8 protein-coding genes are annotated in these 18344 nt (G+C 37.4%); 5 read left to right on the plus strand and 3 right to left on the minus strand.

Translation table 11 applies throughout. From position 1 onward, the window contains the following. The first annotated feature begins 22 nt into the window (after positions 1 to 22). The 4 genes from KEM10_RS13845 (at position 23) to KEM10_RS13860 (ending at position 11375) form a co-directional block, all read left to right on the plus strand. A complete protein-coding gene (locus KEM10_RS13845; RefSeq protein ID WP_212216615.1) occupies positions 23 to 1702 on the plus strand; it encodes a cellulase family glycosylhydrolase in 1680 nt (559 codons plus the stop codon). Positions 1703 to 1734: 32 nt separating this feature from the next. After that, complete coding sequence (locus tag KEM10_RS13850; RefSeq protein WP_212216616.1) at positions 1735 to 4569, plus strand: glycoside hydrolase family 31 protein; 2835 nt, start codon at positions 1735 to 1737, stop codon at positions 4567 to 4569. A gap of 465 nt (positions 4570 to 5034) precedes the next feature. Further along, on the plus strand, positions 5035 to 7212 hold the full coding sequence (locus KEM10_RS13855; protein WP_212216617.1) for a glycoside hydrolase family 3 C-terminal domain-containing protein: 2178 nt from the start codon (positions 5035 to 5037) through the stop codon (positions 7210 to 7212). 62 nt (positions 7213 to 7274) lie between these two features. Then, positions 7275 to 11375 (plus strand): hybrid sensor histidine kinase/response regulator transcription factor, encoded by a 4101-nt coding sequence (locus KEM10_RS13860; RefSeq protein ID WP_212216618.1) that lies wholly within the window; start codon positions 7275 to 7277, stop codon positions 11373 to 11375. Between the two features lie 63 nt (positions 11376 to 11438). Here the strand turns inward: KEM10_RS13860 and KEM10_RS13865 are convergent, their stop codons facing one another. After that, positions 11439 to 11981 carry a tetratricopeptide repeat protein gene (locus KEM10_RS13865; RefSeq protein ID WP_212216619.1) on the minus strand — a complete coding sequence of 181 codons (543 nt, stop codon included), beginning with the start codon at positions 11979 to 11981 and terminating at the stop codon, positions 11439 to 11441. 176 nt (positions 11982 to 12157) lie between these two features. On the opposite strand from KEM10_RS13865, the gene KEM10_RS13870 reads away from it, so the two are divergent. Continuing rightward, complete coding sequence (locus KEM10_RS13870) at positions 12158 to 13078, plus strand: hypothetical protein (RefSeq protein ID WP_212216620.1); 921 nt, start codon at positions 12158 to 12160, stop codon at positions 13076 to 13078. Between the two features lie 188 nt (positions 13079 to 13266). Here KEM10_RS13870 and KEM10_RS13875 read toward each other — a convergent pair whose 3' ends face one another. Then, entirely contained in the window at positions 13267 to 14976 is a 1710-nt protein-coding gene (locus KEM10_RS13875; protein WP_212216621.1) for a RagB/SusD family nutrient uptake outer membrane protein, read from the minus strand. Between the two features lie 9 nt (positions 14977 to 14985). Beyond that, positions 14986 to 18303, minus strand: coding sequence for a TonB-dependent receptor (locus KEM10_RS13880; protein ID WP_212216622.1), 3318 nt, complete (start codon positions 18301 to 18303; stop codon positions 14986 to 14988). Positions 18304 to 18344 lie beyond the last annotated feature (41 nt).

The following is an 18344-nucleotide window of genomic DNA, read 5'->3' on the forward strand; positions in this document are numbered from 1 at the left end:
CGGGGATATTATAACAACAGAGATGATAAATTTACACTGGAAAATGTTTGTGGTTTTATTCACATTTATTGCCTTTATAGCTTGTGAAGAAGACTCACCTAGGGTTACACCTGAATTAGAAGTTTCGGTAACAGAGTTGAGTTTTTCAAATGAAGGACAGCAAAAAGCTTTTAAAATCACATCAAATGTTGATTGGATATTAGAATGCACAGAATCGTGGTGTACCGTAACCCCCTTATCTGGTTCATCAGGTGTTGAACCTGTAAAAGTAACAGCAGAGGCTAATAGCACTACGGACCAGCGTACTGCTCAATTAATTATCACAGCCGGTGATTTAACAGAGACAATTACAATTAGTCAGGATAAAAATAATCTACTCGTTTTAGAAGAAAATGAATTTACCTTAACCCGGGAAGCTCAGGAATTAACCATTGCGTTTACACGCTCTGATGAAGTGGAAATTACAATAAACAATAGTTGGATTTCACTTAAAGAATTAAAAAGCGAGATACAAGATTCTAAAGTTTTTGTGATAGATGCCAATTTAGCTTTTTTGACCAGAAAAGGAACCATTACATTTACAATGGGTGACATAGTTGAAACTGCTACTATTTACCAAAATGGAGATGATATTACAATTCCTGCAGATCAAACAGGTGTAGAAAGTACAGCCATTGAACTGGCTGCAAAAATGATAGCAGGTTGGAATGTAGGTAACTCCTTGGAAGTACCCGGAGGAGAAACCAACTGGAATAACCCAAAAGTAACCAAAGATGTGATTGATGCTGTTAAAGCAGCTGGATTCAATGCGGTTCGTATTCCTTGTGCTTGGGATGGATATATCATTGATAGAGAAACATTCGAAATTGATCCTGCATGGTTAATTCGCGTAAAAGAAGTAGTTGATTATTGTATCGATAATGATATGTATGCGATTATTAACACCCATTGGGATGGAGGATGGTTAGAGAATAATCCGACCTATGACAAGCAAGAAGAGGTAAATGAGCAATTGTATGCTATTTGGCAACAAGTAGGTATTTATTTCCGAATTTATGATGAACATTTATTATTTGCAGGAACAAATGAAGTTCATGTTGAAAATGTTTATACAAAACCTACCAATGAAAATATTGAAGTTCAACAGTCATTTAATCAAACATTTGTTAATGCTGTAAGATCAACAGGAGGTAAAAATGCCTATCGTAATTTAATAGTGCAAACCTATAATACCAATATTGGTTGGGGAGTAGAACTACATAATATGCCAACCGACGAAGTGGATGGCCGTTTATTTGTTGAAGTACATTACTATGATCCGTATGACTTTACTCTGAATAATGGAGACGGACTAAAAACACTCTGGGGAGAAGGTTACGACAACTCTTATTGGGGACAAGAAGATTACGTGCAAAGTACATTTGCATCAATGAAAGAGGAGTTCTACGATAAAGGAATTCCGATTATATTGGGAGAGTACGGTGCAATGTATCGTTCAAATTTAACAGGTAATGAATTGATTCTTCATAATGAGTCACGTAATTATTTCTTAAAAACAGTTACAGGTGAAGCCAAGGCTAGCGGTATGGTGCCATTTATATGGGATAACGGTGGTGATGATTTTGGTTTGTTTAATCGTTATACAGCCGAACAGGTGAATTCCGGTGCTATACAGGCCATTATTGAAGGAGCAACGAATTAAGTAAATTTTAGGTGAAATCAAATATATACAAAATGAATAGACTATTTGTGTTTTTGGCACTGGCTTTAGTAATGATGGCTTGTGGTCAAAGTTGGAAAGAGGACGCTGGGGGAATTACGGTTTATCCTACCAACCCAACCCAGAGGGGAGCAAAAGTTATTAGAGTTCAACCGGTGAGCGATCAAACATTTGAAGTGAGAGCTACAGCCGCATCTGAACTTACAGCTGAAGAAAGTTTGATAAGCATATCAACCAAAGATGTTGAATTTTCAACATCTGCCCAAGGCGAAATGGTTGTGATCAAAACAGATAAAGCTACAGCTAAAGTATCTACTGTCACGGGTGAAGTGTCTTTTTTTGATGCTAACGGAGAGTTGATTATGAAAGAAGATGCCGGCAAGCGTCATTTCAAAAAGATTACTATAGATGGAACTGATGGTTTTGAATTATCTCAGGTGTTTGATTCGCCCGAAGATGAAGCCTTATATGGTTTAGGTCAGCATCAGGCCGATGAAATGAACTATAAGGGTAAAAACGAGGAGTTGTTTCAGTACAATACCAAAGTGTCAATACCTTTTGTGGTATCAACTAAAAAGTATGGTGTGCTTTGGGATAATTATTCACTGACTCGTTTTGGTGATCCTCGCCCATACAGCAATATCAATACTTTAAAGTTGTATGATAAAGAGGGCAACGAAGGTGGTTTAACTGCTACCTACATCGATGATTTAAATAAAGGTCATGAATTTTTAGTTCGTACTGAGGAAACAATTGACTACGAGAATTTAACTACCATCGAAAAGTTTCCCGAAGGATTTAATTTTCAGCATGCCAAAATAACATGGGAAGGTTTTATCGAAGGAGATGAAAATGGCGTGTATAACTTCTTGTGCTATTATGCAGGTTATACCAAATTGTGGGTTGACGGCGAATTGCAATTCGATAAATGGCGTACTGCCTGGAATCCTTCAGTAGCTAAATTTCATGTTGCCATGGAGAAAGGCGTTAAAAAGCATATTAAACTTGAATGGTTGCCTGACGGTGGTGTTTCATATATTGGTTTGAAAACCTTATCACCACGAAGCGAAGAGGCAAAGAACGATCTTTCTTTCTTCTCTGAAATGGGACAAGAGATTCGTTATTATATGATGACGGGTTCTTCAATGGATGATGTTATCAGCCAGTACAGAACCGTTACTGGTAAAGCTCAGGTAATGCCTAAATGGTCGATGGGATTCTGGCAAAGTCGCGAACGTTACAAAACACAGGATGAGCTATTAGATGTGTTAGTAGAATTTAGAGAACGTAAAATTCCGTTGGATAACATTGTGGTTGACTGGTCGTACTGGCCCGAAACAGAATGGGGAAGCCATGATTTTGATAAGACTCGTTTTCCTGATGCTCAGGCAATGAATGATCAAATTCATGAACAAAATGCTCATGTAATGATTTCAGTTTGGCCTAAATTCTATCACAATACAGAGCATTATAAACAATTCGACGAAAAAGGCTGGATGTATACGCAAGCCGTCGAAGACAGTGTTCGCGACTGGATTGGTCAGGGATATATTGGTTCTTTCTACGATGCTTATTCAGAGGGTGCCCGTGAACTATTCTGGGATCAGATTCATGATAAATTATATACCAAAGGTTTTGATGCCTGGTGGATGGATGCTTCAGAGCCGGATATCTTATCAAATGCAAGCATCGAATATCGCAAAGATTTGATGAATCCAACAGCCTTAGGTCCTTCAACCGAATACTTCAATGCCTATGCTTTAATGAATGCTAAAGGTATTTATGAAGGTCAACGTGAGGTAGATAACGATACTCGCGTGTTTATTCTAACTCGTTCAGGTTTTGCTGGATTACAACGTTATGGTGCTGTTACCTGGAGTGGTGATATTGGAACCGTTTGGGAAGATATGAAAGCTCAGATTTCTGCAGGTATCAACTTTGCTATGTCTGGACTTCCATACTGGACAATGGATATTGGTGGTTTCTGCGTTGAAAAACGTTACGAAGTAGCCAAAGAAGGCAGCGAAGATATGGAAGAGTGGAGAGAGTTAAACACTCGCTGGTACCAGTTTGGTGCTTTTGTACCTCTTTTCCGTGTGCATGGTCAATATCCTTTCCGCGAAGTCTGGAATATTGCACCTGAAAAGCATCAAGCTTATAAATCAATGGTGTATTACAATAAATTACGTTATCGTTTAATGCCATATATTTACACATTGGCCGGTATGACTCACTTCGATGATTATACTATGATGCGTGGTTTAGCGATGGATTTTACATCTGATAAAAATGTTTACAATATTGGTGATCAGTATATGTTTGGACCATCATTAATGGTTTGTCCGGTATATGAATATAAAGCTCGCTCGCGTGAAGTGTATTTACCAAAAACAGCCGGATGGTACGATGCTTACACAGGTAAATGGTTGGATGCTGGCATCAAAATAACTGCTGATGCACCATACGAAAAAATGCCTATGTTTGTTAAAGCTGGTTCAATTCTTCCATTAGGACCTGAAATTGAGTATACAACGCAAAAGCCAGCAGATAACATTACTTTGGTTGTTTATACCGGAGCAGATGGATCTTTCACACTTTATGAAGATGAAGGAACCAATTATGACTACGAAAAAGGAAAATACGCTCAAATTCCATTCTCGTATAATGAAGCTGAAAAAACACTTACCATTGGTGCCCGTAAAGGTGAGTTTGAGGGTATGATTAAAGATCGTGAATTCAATGTTGTATTCGTATCCAAAGATAAAGCTATGGGTATTGATGCTGCTCAAATAACTAAAGGTAAAGTGCAAAAATATAGTGGTGAAGAATTAACCATTAAAATGCAATAACAAGTAACCGGGAAAATACAAATCCCGGCAATCGAAAGGTTGTCGGGATTTTTAATTGAATTAAATACATAATTTTTTAATATTTCAATTTGGATGACCTTAAAAAATATGGAATCTGACTTACAGAAGTGTTTTAGTAAGACCGAGAAGCTGAGAACTTGTTCGAAGATCTCTCGGCCGCACTTAAATACTACAATAATCAATGTTCATATTTTTTTGTAGTCTTGACTTTCTTTGTTTCGTTTCTTGTGTTAAAACAAGAAATGAAAAGCCTCCGCGGCTTGAGCGTCTAAATATCAAATAATAAGAAGAAGTGAAGGAAGAGATGTAAGTTTAAGTTTCCTATTATGATCTGCCTTGTAGATTTATTAAATTGCGATGGAACTGAAAGATACAACAGGAATGGAATATCAATGATATTTCTTTTGTGTTGAAAACCTTAAAAATATTGCTAAATACAACTTAATGAAACAGACTTTTTTAATTGTAGTGTTGGCGCTGTTAGGTCAGCTCATTACGGCTCAACAAAACCAGCAGGATGTTGAGAAAAAAATCGATGAAATTATCAAACAATTGACTTTGAAAGAGAAAGTCAATATGTGTCATGCACAGTCTAAGTTCAGCTCTCCTGGTGTTCCCCGATTGGGTATTCCTGAGATATGGATGTCGGATGGGCCACATGGTGTACGTGGTGAAATAAACTGGGATAACTGGGGTTATGCAGGATGGACCAACGATTCAATAACTGCCTTTCCGGCTTTAACCTGTTTGGCATCCACTTTTAATCCTGATTTATCACACCAGTATGGTGTGGCTGTAGGTGAAGAAGCTCGCTATCGCAGAAAAGATATTTTGCTAGGACCTGGTGTAAATATTTACCGTACACCTTTAAATGGTCGCAACTTCGAGTATATGGGAGAAGATCCCTATTTGGCATCAATAATGGTTGTTCCTTATGTGCAAGGTGTGCAGGAAAACGGAGTAGCTGCCTGTCTTAAGCACTATGCTTTAAATAACCAGGAAGAATGGCGAGGCCATATCAACGTAAATGTGGATGACAGAACTTTACACGAAATTTATTTACCTGCTTTTAAGGCGGCTGTTGAAAAAGGACATGTTTGGTCGGTAATGGGTGCTTATAACCAGTATAATGGTCAGCACACCAGTCATCACGAGGTTTTAGTAAATAAGATTTTAAAAGGAGATTGGGGCTTCGACGGCGTATTAGTAACAGACTGGGGAAGTGCTCACAATACCAAAGAGGCAGCCTATAACGGTTTGGATATTGAAATGGGAACCTGGACCGATGGTTTGACTTCTTCAACCAATTTTGCTTACGACAACTACTATTTGGCTGATCCCTTTTATGAATTGTTGAAAAGTGGTGAAATTGATGAGTCTGTTGTGGATGAAAAAGTACGTCGTATTCTGCGTTTAATGTTCCGTACTAATATGAATATGGAACGTCCTTTAGGCCGAATGAACAATAAAGAGCATCATGATGTGGCACGTAAGGTGGCCACCGAGGGTATCGTACTGATGAAAAACGAAAAGAATTTCTTCCCTCTCGATTCAGAAAAAGAGATGACCATTGCTGTAATCGGAGAAAATGCAACAAAGATGATGACCATCGGCGGAGGTTCTTCTGAGTTGAAAGCACAATACGAAATCAGTCCTTTGGAGGGCATCAAACAACGTTTTACCAAAGCTACTATTTTGCATTCAATGGGTTATTCATCAGGTCCTTCAGCATACGGACGCGTTATTCCTCCATATTTAGATCAGGATAGTTTACATGCAGCAGCTGTTGAAACGGCAAAAAAAGCAGATATTGTTTTGTTCGTAGGTGGTTTAAATAAAAACCATCATCAGGATTGTGAAGGTGGCGATCGTTTGGCTTTTGAATTACCATTTAATCAGGATGCCTTGTTGAACGATATCATTGAAGTCAATCCAAACGTAGGTATGGTAATGATCAGTGGTAATGCAGTAGCTATGCCTTGGTTGAAGGATGTTAAAGCGATGATTCAAGCTTGGTACTTAGGAAGTGAAACCGGAAATGCCATTGCTGATGTAGTAAGTGGAGATGTGAATCCATCAGGTAAACTGCCATTCTCGTTCCCTGCTAAATTGGAGGATAATGCAGCGCATTTTTATGGCGAGTTATCTTATCCTGGCGATAGTATTGATCAGTATTACAAAGAAGGAATATTGGTAGGATACCGTTGGCACGATACTAAAAAAGTTAAACCATTATTCGCTTTTGGTCATGGTTTATCATATAGCTCATTTGAGATGAGTAATATTAAAACCGATAAGGATAGTTATTTTGCCGGTGAAACTATGACTGTTAGTTGCGATGTTGCTAATGTTGGAGAAGTTGATGGAGCTGAGGTGGTGCAGGTTTATGTGGGTAAACCAAAATCAGAAGTGGAGAGAGCAGTAAAAGAATTGAAAGGATTTGATAAAATTCAGGTAGCTGCTAATGGTAAACAATCGGTGAATATTACGATCAATATTGATGATTTAGCTTATTATTGTACTGATAAAAGTGACTGGGAACTTGAAAAAGGTCAGTATGTGGTTTATGTTGGAACAGCATCTGATAATATTAAAAAGAAAATAAAAGTTTCGGTTAAATAACTATTACAAGGTCTTCATCAATTAAATTTAGTTGGTGAAGACCTTCAATAAAAATTAATTGAATGGGTCTCAATATACGTAAGTTGTTTGTTAAGTTACTTCTGCTGATCTTAATTTTACCTTCCTCTATATCAGCTGCAGAGCAATATTCATTTCTTCGTTTGAGTGCTCGTGACGGACTAATTAATAACCAGGTTACCTATTTATTTGAGGATTCAAAAGGTTTTATCTGGATTGGAACTACCTCCGGACTAAGTCGCTTTGATGGCACCCATTTTGTAAATTACTCCCACAATAGAGACGATTCAACAAGTATTCGAGATAATTATATTTCAAATATTCAGGAAGATAAAGATGGTTTGCTTTGGATTGAGACCCGCTGGGAAATGTCGATATATAATCCATTAACCAATCAGTTTACTAATAATATAAGCGACTATCTTTTACCCAAGGGAATTACTGAGCAGATATCCAGAGTTTATGTTGATATGAATAAGGAAACCTGGTATCGGTCGGGAGCCAGCGGTAAATACTTATTAATTGACTCTGTTTCGAAACAATTGTATGATCCCTTTCATACAGAGAATGATAGTCAGCAGCAATTAATTCATAAACAAGGATTGTATTATCTCCTATATGAAAATGGTAAGATTGAAATTTACAATGACCAAAATTATCAGTTAATTCATGCATATAATGAAATAACACAAATCTATTCAAATGATCACCTTCCAGTGCTTTTTGTAGATGACGATGGTGATTTATATGTGTACGGAAATAATGACGGGATTTATTATTATCATTCAGCCGAAAAAGAATGGAAACATTTAACTACAGATTCCGGAATTCAGTTATCGAGTAATATTATTCGCAAGATAGAGCAAGATGGTAAAGGTTTAATTTGGGTAGGTACCGACCACGGAGGTATTGATTTAATTAATAAGTATTCTCAAAAGGTTCAGACTTTGTATTATCAAAGAGATAATCCAACAAGTATATCACAAAATACCATTACAGGACTATTTTTAGATAGTAACAACATTATGTGGGTGGGTACTTTTAAAAATGGAATATCTTACTATCACGAGAGCATACATAAATTCTCACATTATCATAGTACCAGTAATCTTCACAATACACTTCCGTTTAACGATGTAAATTGTTTTGCCGAAGATGAAAACGGAAATTTATGGATTGGAACTAATGGCGGTGGACTCATTTATTTTAATAGAAAGAAGAATACATATACCAGGTATAGACACAATCCCAAAAATACAAATAGCTTAAGCAGTAATGTTATTGTGGGGTTGCTTGTTGACTCTGATGGCACCTTATGGATTGGAACATATACTGGCGGATTAAATTCTTTTGACGGCAGAAACTTCACTCACTATAAAACGATAAAAGGCGACGAGCATTCTATTTCAAGTAATGATATTTGGGATATAGTAGAAGATAACGAACACCGCTTATGGATTGCAACCTTAGGAGGTGGAGTAAGTTTATTTGATAAACAAACCAGTAAGTTTATTGATATACCCAATACCGGAAATGTGCAACTTCCTTCACCGTTTGTTAGTCAGATATATAAAATGAGTTCAGGTAATCTTGTATTTGGAACTGCTTTAGGAGTAGTTTTTTACGATATGCAAGAAAAAAGGTACCGATACCATCCAAAAGAGGTAAAAAACTCAGCTTTGCCTATTAGTAATAATAATGTAAACGATGTATTTGAGGATAGCCGCGGGTGGATTTGGATTGCAACGCGTGAGGGTTTAACCATGTTTGATCCTAACAATGATTATATCAGATCGTTTGATGATGATGACGGACTGCCGGCTGAAATTATTAATTGTATATTAGAGGATGAATTTCAAACCATTTGGATCAGTAAATCATCCGGTTTATCTCAGATTATTCCTAAACCTGTTGCTCAGGTAAATCAATACGGATTTAATGTTATCAATTATACCGAGGATGATGGTTTGCAAGGGAAGGAATTTAATGTAAATGCCAGTTTGCGAACCTCTGAAAATGAATTGATTTTTGGTGGTCCCAATGGTTTTAATTTATTTGAAACCAAGAGTATAAAGTTTAATAAAGTTCTTCCTGATGTAGTCTTTACCGATTTGCAGATATTTAATAAGTCATTAAATGTTGGAGAAAAAATCAATGGTCGTCAGGTTCTGCAAGAATCAATAACAGAAACAAATGAAATTACCCTTAAGCATTCAATGAATGTGTTTTCAATTGAGTTTGCAGCTTTAAGCTTTTTCAATCCTCAAAAAATAAAGTACAAGTACATGCTTGAGGGGTTTGATCAGGATTGGATTGAGAAATCAAGTAAAAACCCCAAAGTAACCTACACGAATTTAAACAGGGGTGATTATGTTTTTAAAGTAAAAGCCTGTAATAATGATGGCTTTTGGAACGAAACACCCGTGGAATTAAAAATTACCATACTTCCACCATTTTATGCTTCTACTTTAGCATTTGTAATCTATTTTATAATTATTGCATGTATTCTCATTTATATCCGCTATTCAATGCTAAAAAAAGAGCGGATAAAGTTACAAATGGAGAATGATAGAATTCTGGCAAAGAAGCATCATGAGATGGATGAGATGAAGCTTCGTTTTTTAACCAATGTTAGTCATGAGTTTAGGACTCCGTTAACATTGATATTGACTCCGTTGGAGAAATTATTGAAAATGGATAAGGAGCCTGGTGAGCATAAGCTGTTGGAAACTATCAATAGAAATACGCATGAATTATTAAATCTGGTCAATCAATTGCTTGATTTTAGAAGACTGGATCTTCATGGTTTACAATTTAATCCGTCGTACGGCGATATTGTTAAGTTTTTAAGTGGTGTTTGTAATAACTTTTCAGATTCTTTTCAGAAAGCTGGAATTCAGTTCTCGTTTCAATGTTCCATTAACCAGTTATTCTTCCGCTTTGACCATGAGAAACTGAATAAAGTAACGATGAACTTACTGTCTAATGCACTTAAATTTACACAAAAAGGAGGTTGGGTGAAACTCAATGTAGATCAGTCAATAAGTAATGTAGATGGTCAAAAGCAGATTATTATTTCGGTAAAAGATAATGGCGTTGGTATTGCAGAAGAAGATCATGATAAGATTTTTGAAAGATTTTATCAATCAAGCAACAGTAGCGCATTGGGTTTTTCGGGAAGTGGAATAGGTTTGAATCTGGTAAAAGAAATGGTTGAGCTTCATCAAGGGACCATCACAGTGAAATCAAAGCCCAATCAGGGAGCAGAATTTATTGTATCGATACCTATTCCAGCAGAAGCTCTGGTTGAAGAGGTGCAAAAAGAAGTTGTACCAGAAGAAAAACCAAAGGCTCCAACACCGAAAAAAAGTAAGAGTAAAGGTAAACCGGTTATTCTGTTAATAGAAGATAATTTCGACTTCAGATCATTTATGCGTGAGACCCTGGAGGAATTGTATGAAGTAAAAGAAGCTGCAGACGGAGTAGAAGGATATGAGCTGGTGTATAAGGTAATACCGGATATGATTATAAGTGATGTAATGATGCCACGAATGGATGGTTTGGAGATGTGTAAGAAACTGAAAAGTGACATCCGAACTTCGCATATTCCTTTAATTCTCTTAACCGCTCGTACGGCAGATGAAGATAAAATTAAAGGTTTGGAAATAGGTGCAGATGATTATATTACTAAGCCTTTTAATATGGATTTGTTATTGCTTCGAATTCAGAATTTGGTTGAAAAAAGACAGAAAGTCCAAAGTCAATTTCAAAAGAATGTTGATATAGCTCCATCAAAAGTTGAAATAACTTCGTTAGATGAAAAACTTATAAAAAAAGCCATTGCTTGTGTTGAGAAGAATTTATCCGAATCAAAATTCTCGGTGGAAGATTTAAGTAGAGAATTGGGAATGAGTCGGGTTTATCTTTACAAGAAACTAATGGCCATAACGGGTAAAAGTCCGGTTGAATTTATTCGTATAATAAGATTGAAACGAGGAGCTCAGTTACTGGAAAAAAGTCAGTTGACTGTTGCTGAAATAGCATATGAAGTTGGATTTAACAGTCCACGTTATTTTAGTAAGTATTTTAAGGAAGAGTATGGAATGCTGCCCACTGCTTATATAAAAGCTAAAGCGAATAAGTAAATTAATTTGACGTGTATATATTAAAAGGCTGTTTGAAGTATTTTCAGGCAGCCTTTAGTTTTATTATTGTATCTGTAATTTTAATTCTATTTCCTTCTGAAACATAGGGTAAGAAGGAAGACCTCGCTGAACCTGTTTGGTAATATCATTTCCAACACCCTGATACATTTGCTTCAACTCTCTTGTTCTTTTTTTTGCAGCCTCCATAAACTGTTTTTGGATTAAAGCCTTTGTATATTGAAAAATCAATCCAGGAACAGGAACAGCATACATATAGCCGGGTTGCACATTGGTGCGATAAATGTTTTGAAAAGCTTGTTCTGCCATGTTTAATTTGCCACTAAATGCATAAGCCATTGCCAGGTTATACCAATCGTGTCGGTAGTTTCCTAAATGACATGCTTCTTTCAGGTAAACGATACTTTCATTGTATTTCTTTCGTTTATAAAGTGATAATCCACAGATTCGATTCGATTTAAATGCAATTACCTTATTTCGAGAGTGTACCATGGGCTTCGCAAGTTTAATCGCCATTTGATATTTTCCATGGGTTGAGGCATAGTCGGCCCTTTCTAAGCGACGATTTTTAAATAGAATTAAGTGCATGCTGGATAATCAATTTAGATATAGTCCAAAATTAACTTCTTTAAACCAAAAAATCAGATTTTAGAACAAAGAAAGCCATGTGTAAATACTTGATACTTCAATTCCCTTCGAAAATGTGTATTTTGCGTTAAGTAAATAAAAAACTAATCTCTATCGCAATAAAATAGGTATTTGTTATGAGTGAAAAGAATATGCAATTTACAAGATATGAAGACAACAATAATGTTTGGTTGTCGAAAAATAGCGATCAGGAAATTACCTTTACTGATTATGGCATAAAGCCAACTGTGCTTAATAGTGAAGCGGAAGTAGGTAAGGCTATGTTAAACGAACTATACCAAACTGCTGCATCAAAAGAGGGGGATATTAATATTGCTCTACTTGGAGGAAGAGGTGCACAGGAATTACATCGTTTGTTAGGAGAACTTGCCAAGTCATCAGAACAGGATGACTTGTTTGCCCGGTTAAATGTGTTTACTCAGGATGCTTTGGCGCCAATGGGTATGAGTAATGGTTTTAGTTTTGTCAGGGATTTTGAGCGAATTTTAGGCGAAGACTTTTTTAAGAAAATCAAAAGCTTTACTCCCATGCGAACGGATACAAAAGATCTTGAATCGGCATTTATGGAGTATCTCACAAAATTGGAGGACTTAGGCGGATTAGATATCTTTTTTATTGGCCATGGTCCGGAAGAAAATCAAGCTTCTCATTTAGCCTATATAAAGCCTTTTTCCGGGGCTCAATATCATAATGTAGCAGGAATCATTCCCATATCAAGCAGTATTTTAGAGCATCACATCAGTAAGTTTAAAGCGGGTGGAAGTGTTGTAAGTGAAAGTGATGAAAAGGAATGCAGATCAGCTGAGTTTATTCTTACTTTAGGGCCTGCTGCCATATTACATGCCAAAAAGGTAGTTCAGTCAGTGGTTGATGCCAGCACAGCTCCGGCAAAGGTCCAAACCTTTTCAAATGTACTAAGCACTCAATTGAGTTCCGATAAAGATGAATTGATGAAACAGCTTAATGCCAACCCTGGATTATGGATCAGGCTGCATCCGAATTCTAAATCTTTTGTATTACCCGATTTAGGTTTGTAAAAAATCATTAAGCATCAGTTATTAGATGTGGTGCTTGCAATCAAGGTATATAAAATACAACAACTCCCATAAATCGATATGGTTTAATAATTATTTTATCAATTACTTTTTGGCAAGTAAAACCTAGTTGGAAAAGAAAAAGGCTACCTAATATTACAGGTAGCCTTTGTTTCTTTCTAAGTGTTCTATTAATTATACCCTGGGTTTTGATCCCATTTAATATCTGTATTTCGTTGAATTTCGCTCAACGGAATAGGTAATAACATTATTCGCGGCTCAAGACCACTAATGGTTCCTTTAATGGAAACATCGGTGTTGATTTGAGCTCTTTCAATCAAAGTACCTGTTCGCATTAGTGTAATTCTTCGGTTCTCTTCCGCAAATAACTCACGGGCTCTTTCATCAAGGATGAAATCCATGGTAATATCCGAGGAGCTCACTTCGCCTAAAGTGCTGTTACCTGATTCTATTCTGGCATTCTTAAAGGCTCTATTACGAATAATATTAATATCGTCTGAGGCTCCGCCCGGATTGTTGTTTTTAAATCGGGCTTCAGCTCTTAATAAGTATGTTTCACCAAGGCGCATCATTGGAAAATCTTTAATACAAGTCCATCCCCATGCATCATCTGGGTCAAATGAGTCCCATTTGCGGGTATAAGGGAACATTGCTTCTAAAGTATCAGCTCTGGCAATTACAACCTGATCGCCTGTTTTTACTTCACGTACTTCAACAGCATCCGGTGAATCGGCAGAAACACGATAACCATCAGCATCTATTCCAATAGTAGCGCTCCAATCAGCAGCATTGTAATGGAATGTTCGAGTGATGTTAAATTCGGAATTACGCATATCACCCTCTTCATATAACTCATATTTAACCCAGTTGCTAGGACGCATTCTGCCGTTACCACGTCCACCATACGGACTGATAATTCCTTCATCCGGATCATTTACTTCATAAGCCATACCTGGAACATTGTGATAAGCAGGAACCCAAACACGGCGTTGCTGAGGAGCATTGGTAAATCCACCACTTACGTTTTTGGTATATTCCAACTCAAAAGTCCAGATGGCTTCCATATTACCTTGAGAACGACGTTGGTTACCATACATAAACATATCATGAAAATAATCTCCGTCTTTAGCCTCTGCAATTCCGTACCGATCTTCAATCAAATTGAATTTGCCACTTTGAATGATGGTAGTTAACACTTCCTCAGCCAAAGAAGGTTGGTCGGTTCTCAGATAAACTTCGCCAAGGCATTGCATGGCCATATGTTTATTGGCTCTGCTTTCAGAAACTGTTCCGTCTATGGCAGGAAGATTATCGGCTGCATAAATTAAGTCGGCAATAATTTGAGCGTTTACTTCTGCAACGGGTGTACGTACAAAATCCGTTTTAGCCGATGAAGTTGGTTCCGTTAATAAAGGAACATCGCCATACAGTGTCGCCAAAAGATTATAGGCGTATGCTCTGAAGAATAATGCTTCACCAATTTTTTCAGGATCACCATCTTCGCCAATGGCTTTAAGAGTATTGTTGGCGTTGTTGATGATTTGGTAACATTGGCTCCACATATAACTTACGGCACCATTTTCACCATTCAGGTCTTCATATTTAAAGAACGGTATCTCAACCCCTTCAATACCACCAGGAGAACATACATCGGTTCCCACTTGCCACACACAGTTCCATCCCTGACGGTTAGACCATGTCCATAATTGTCCAAAACGGTAGTGTAAACCTTTTAGTGCTGCTTCAATACCAGCTTCGTCAGTTAAGGTTTCGGGTGCATAAGATGAATAGGGTGTTTCATCTAAAAAATCATCACTACATGAGATGGCTATAAAAATGAAAGCCATCGCTACTATCATTGTGAATTTTCTTGTCTTCATAGCTTCTTTTTATAAGGTCACGTTTATTCCACATACAATTGTTCTCACACTTGGGTAGTTTATCTCCCAATTACCTGATCCACGGCCGTCGCTTCTTTCTTCAGGATCCCATCCAATCCAGTCGGTGAAAGTATACAAGTTACGTCCACTGATATACATGCTTAATGCATCTACTCCAATTTTATTAGTAATACGTTTTGAGAAATCGTAGTTCAATGTAATGTCTTTAATTCGGGTGTAATTGTTCTTAACAGGGAAACCATATCCATGCGGATTAGAGTTTTTATTTAATGATCGCCACTCGTTGCTTTGGTTTTCAGGTGTCCAGTAACCCACTTCGGCAAAACTGTTACGACGTTCTAACTCGTCTGACGCCATACCAATATGATGGTTGTTTCGCATAGCACCTTGAACGGTTTGTATGAAGATATTCAACGTCCAGTTTTTGTAGGTAAATGTATTGGTTAAACCACCTGTCCACTTAGGGGCTGTTTGTCCTAATATCTGGCGATCGTTGTCGTCGATGATTCCATCAGGTACACCATCAGGGCCACTGATATCAGCTAATTTGACATCACCCGGTTTAGCTACAGGATCCCAATTCAGATGATCACCATTGGCAATTTCATCTTCCTGCCAGATACCTACCTTTTGAAAGTCGCGGATTACACCAATGGGTTCACCAATAAACCAGCCACTACCCAAATCGTCTTGACCATCTCCATACAATTCTACAATTTCATTTTTATTAGCAGAGAAAACCAATGAACTGTTCCATCTGAAATCGGAAGAATTAATATTAACGGTGTTAAGCGTTAGTTCAATACCATGGCTTTTGGTTTCCCCAATATTAGCTGTTACATCAGAGAAACCCGAAGCTGAAGGAAGCTTACGTGATAGTAATAAATCAGTATTGGTGGCCTGGTATATTTCTAGCGAACCATTAATACGGTTTCTGAAGAATCCAAAGTCTAAACCAACGTTTAAGCTCTTTTTGCTTTCCCAACTTAAATCAGAGTTACCTAGTTGATTGGCAACCATGGCGATGTTGGTTTCACCACCCATGGCAATCTGAACATCTGTCATGGTGGTAAAAGTTTTATAAACTGATACCGCCTCATTACCGGAAGTACCATATGATAAGCGTAGCTTTAAGTTGTTAATGGCTTCCAGCCCGCTCATAAAGTTCTCGTGGTGCATGTTCCAACCCAAAGCAACAGAAGGGAAGGTTCCGTATTTTAAATCCTGTGAGAATACAGAAGATCCATCACGACGAACGGTGAAAGTAAACAGGTATCTGCTGTCGTAGGCATAATTTAAACGTCCCATTTGTGATACGGCTGCATAACGATCGGCGTATGAACTAACCGAAGAGGTAGCCCCTGCTTGCATACGGTTCCATTCCAACTCATCATTAACAAAGTTTTGAGCTCGTGCCCAGTTCTCGTTGTAATTGCGTTCTTGTGCCGAGTACACAGCTGTTAAATCAATGTGGTTCTTACCAAAATCTTTACTGTATCCTAAGATATTTTCAACAGTATAAGCTTGTGTTTCGTAATGCCATATTTGGGCAGTACCTAATAAGTCATTAACAGATGCTCCGGTGTAGCTACTGGTGCGGCGTGGGATATAAGAGAATCCAGCATTTAACTTATAAGTTAAACCTGTCAGAGGTTTCCATATTTTACCAAAATCAAGATCAGCATATCCATTAATATTCACATTGTATTGGCGACGTTCAGGATCAGTTGTGGTTGGTAATAAAGGATTTGCCCATAAGGTTTCACCAAACATGGGGTAAATGGTATAAGATCCGTCTTCTTCATACATTCTGCCATAAGGACTCATGGCTTCAGCATTTAATAGATTGGCACGTCCACCATCCCTGTTATGAGCCACAATAGATGAATTGGTACCCACTTTCAAGTAATCCGTAACATTGGCTTCCAGGTTGGTACGTAATGAATATCGCTTGTAATTGTATCCTTTTACAACTCCTTTTTGGTCCAATATGTCACCAGATATATAGTAAGTTAAGCTCTCGTTGGCTCCGGAAATACTAATATTATGGTTTTGTTGAATACCGGTTTGCGAAACAGCATCTATCCAATCGATGGTATGACCGTTTTCATAGTTCTCCACTTCGTACTCATACTTCACTTCTTCGTGATACATTGGTGAACCATTGATACGGTTACCTTCTTTGTAACGAGCAATTAATTCTTCCGGAGAAACCATATCGGGTATGTGCGCGAAATGTTCAACACCCACGTAACCCGAGTAACGAATAACAGGTTTGCCTGATTTACCTTTTTTCGTAGTAATTAAAATAACACCATTGGCACCGTTCATACCATAAATGGCAACTGCTGAAGCATCTTTCAATATTTCGATGGATTGGATGTCGTTTGGGTTAATATCGTTAATTGAACCGCCCATTTTAGTAATAGGTATACCATCCACCACCACATAAGGACTGTTTGATGCAGTAATGGATCCTCCTCCACGTACTGTAATATCAGGAGCTTCACCCGGAATAGATGAGGTTTGGTTAATAACCACACCTGAAACAGATCCTTGAACTGCCTGCATAACGTTACTAACAGGTATTTTACTTAAGCGCTCACTAGAAACGGAAGTTACCGATCCGGTAATATCTGATTTCTTTTGTGTACCGTAACCAACAACAATCACTTCATCCATTCCAAACGAGCTTTCTTTCATGGTAATGTTAATCTGTAACTCGCCACCCACCATTATTTCGCTTGTTTCCATTCCAATAAAAGAATAAACCAGCGTAGCATCTGAAGGCACGTTATTTAGTGAGTATTGACCATTAATATCGGTTATTGTACCCACTGTAGTGCCTTTAATAACAATGGATACTCCAGGTAGAGGATCTCCTTTAGTATCGCTGACAATACCTGAAACGGTTATTTTGTCTTGTTGAGATGAGATTATTTCAGCGGGTGCCAAAATGATTTTTCTATCTACTACCTGATGTTCCGTATTTGTACCTGCAAAAATATCATCCAGTACTTGATCAATAGTAGAATTTGTTTTTGAGACATTAACTTTTCGTTCTATGTCGACAAGTTTTCTATTATACAGGAAGTAGAATTCACTTTGTGATTCTATATTCATTAAAACCTCTTCAATAGAAGTATCTGTAAGGTCTAGAGTAACCCTCGTTTTCTGGGAATAAGAAGATGTTGCAAAAATTTGCATTGCACCAACCATCAGGAATAATATGGTTAATCGCATAACTCTGAGTGTTTTGGTTATGGCATAATTATCCCATGCACATAACTCATGGATTTTTTTCATAAATTTGTGTGATTTAAAGATTAATAAAAAAACAACTGATT

It is taken from the genome of Carboxylicivirga linearis, assembly GCF_018271995.1.
In the GTDB taxonomy this organism is placed as follows: Bacteria; Bacteroidota; Bacteroidia; order Bacteroidales; family Marinilabiliaceae; genus Carboxylicivirga; species Carboxylicivirga linearis.

What these genes read in the sequence shown, in the direction of transcription:
- KEM10_RS13845 (WP_212216615.1), top strand. Translation starts at nt 23, where the DNA reads ATGATAAATTTACACTGGAAAATGTTTGTGGTTTTATTCACATTTATT.
- KEM10_RS13850 (WP_212216616.1), top strand. Translation starts at nt 1,735, where the DNA reads ATGAATAGACTATTTGTGTTTTTGGCACTGGCTTTAGTAATGATGGCT.
- KEM10_RS13855 (WP_212216617.1), top strand. Translation starts at nt 5,035, where the DNA reads ATGAAACAGACTTTTTTAATTGTAGTGTTGGCGCTGTTAGGTCAGCTC.
- KEM10_RS13860 (WP_212216618.1), top strand. Translation starts at nt 7,275, where the DNA reads ATGGGTCTCAATATACGTAAGTTGTTTGTTAAGTTACTTCTGCTGATC.
- KEM10_RS13865 (WP_212216619.1), bottom strand. Translation starts at nt 11,981, where the DNA reads ATGCACTTAATTCTATTTAAAAATCGTCGCTTAGAAAGGGCCGACTAT.
- KEM10_RS13870 (WP_212216620.1), top strand. Translation starts at nt 12,158, where the DNA reads ATGAGTGAAAAGAATATGCAATTTACAAGATATGAAGACAACAATAAT.
- KEM10_RS13875 (WP_212216621.1), bottom strand. Translation starts at nt 14,976, where the DNA reads ATGAAGACAAGAAAATTCACAATGATAGTAGCGATGGCTTTCATTTTT.
- KEM10_RS13880 (WP_212216622.1), bottom strand. Translation starts at nt 18,303, where the DNA reads ATGAAAAAAATCCATGAGTTATGTGCATGGGATAATTATGCCATAACC.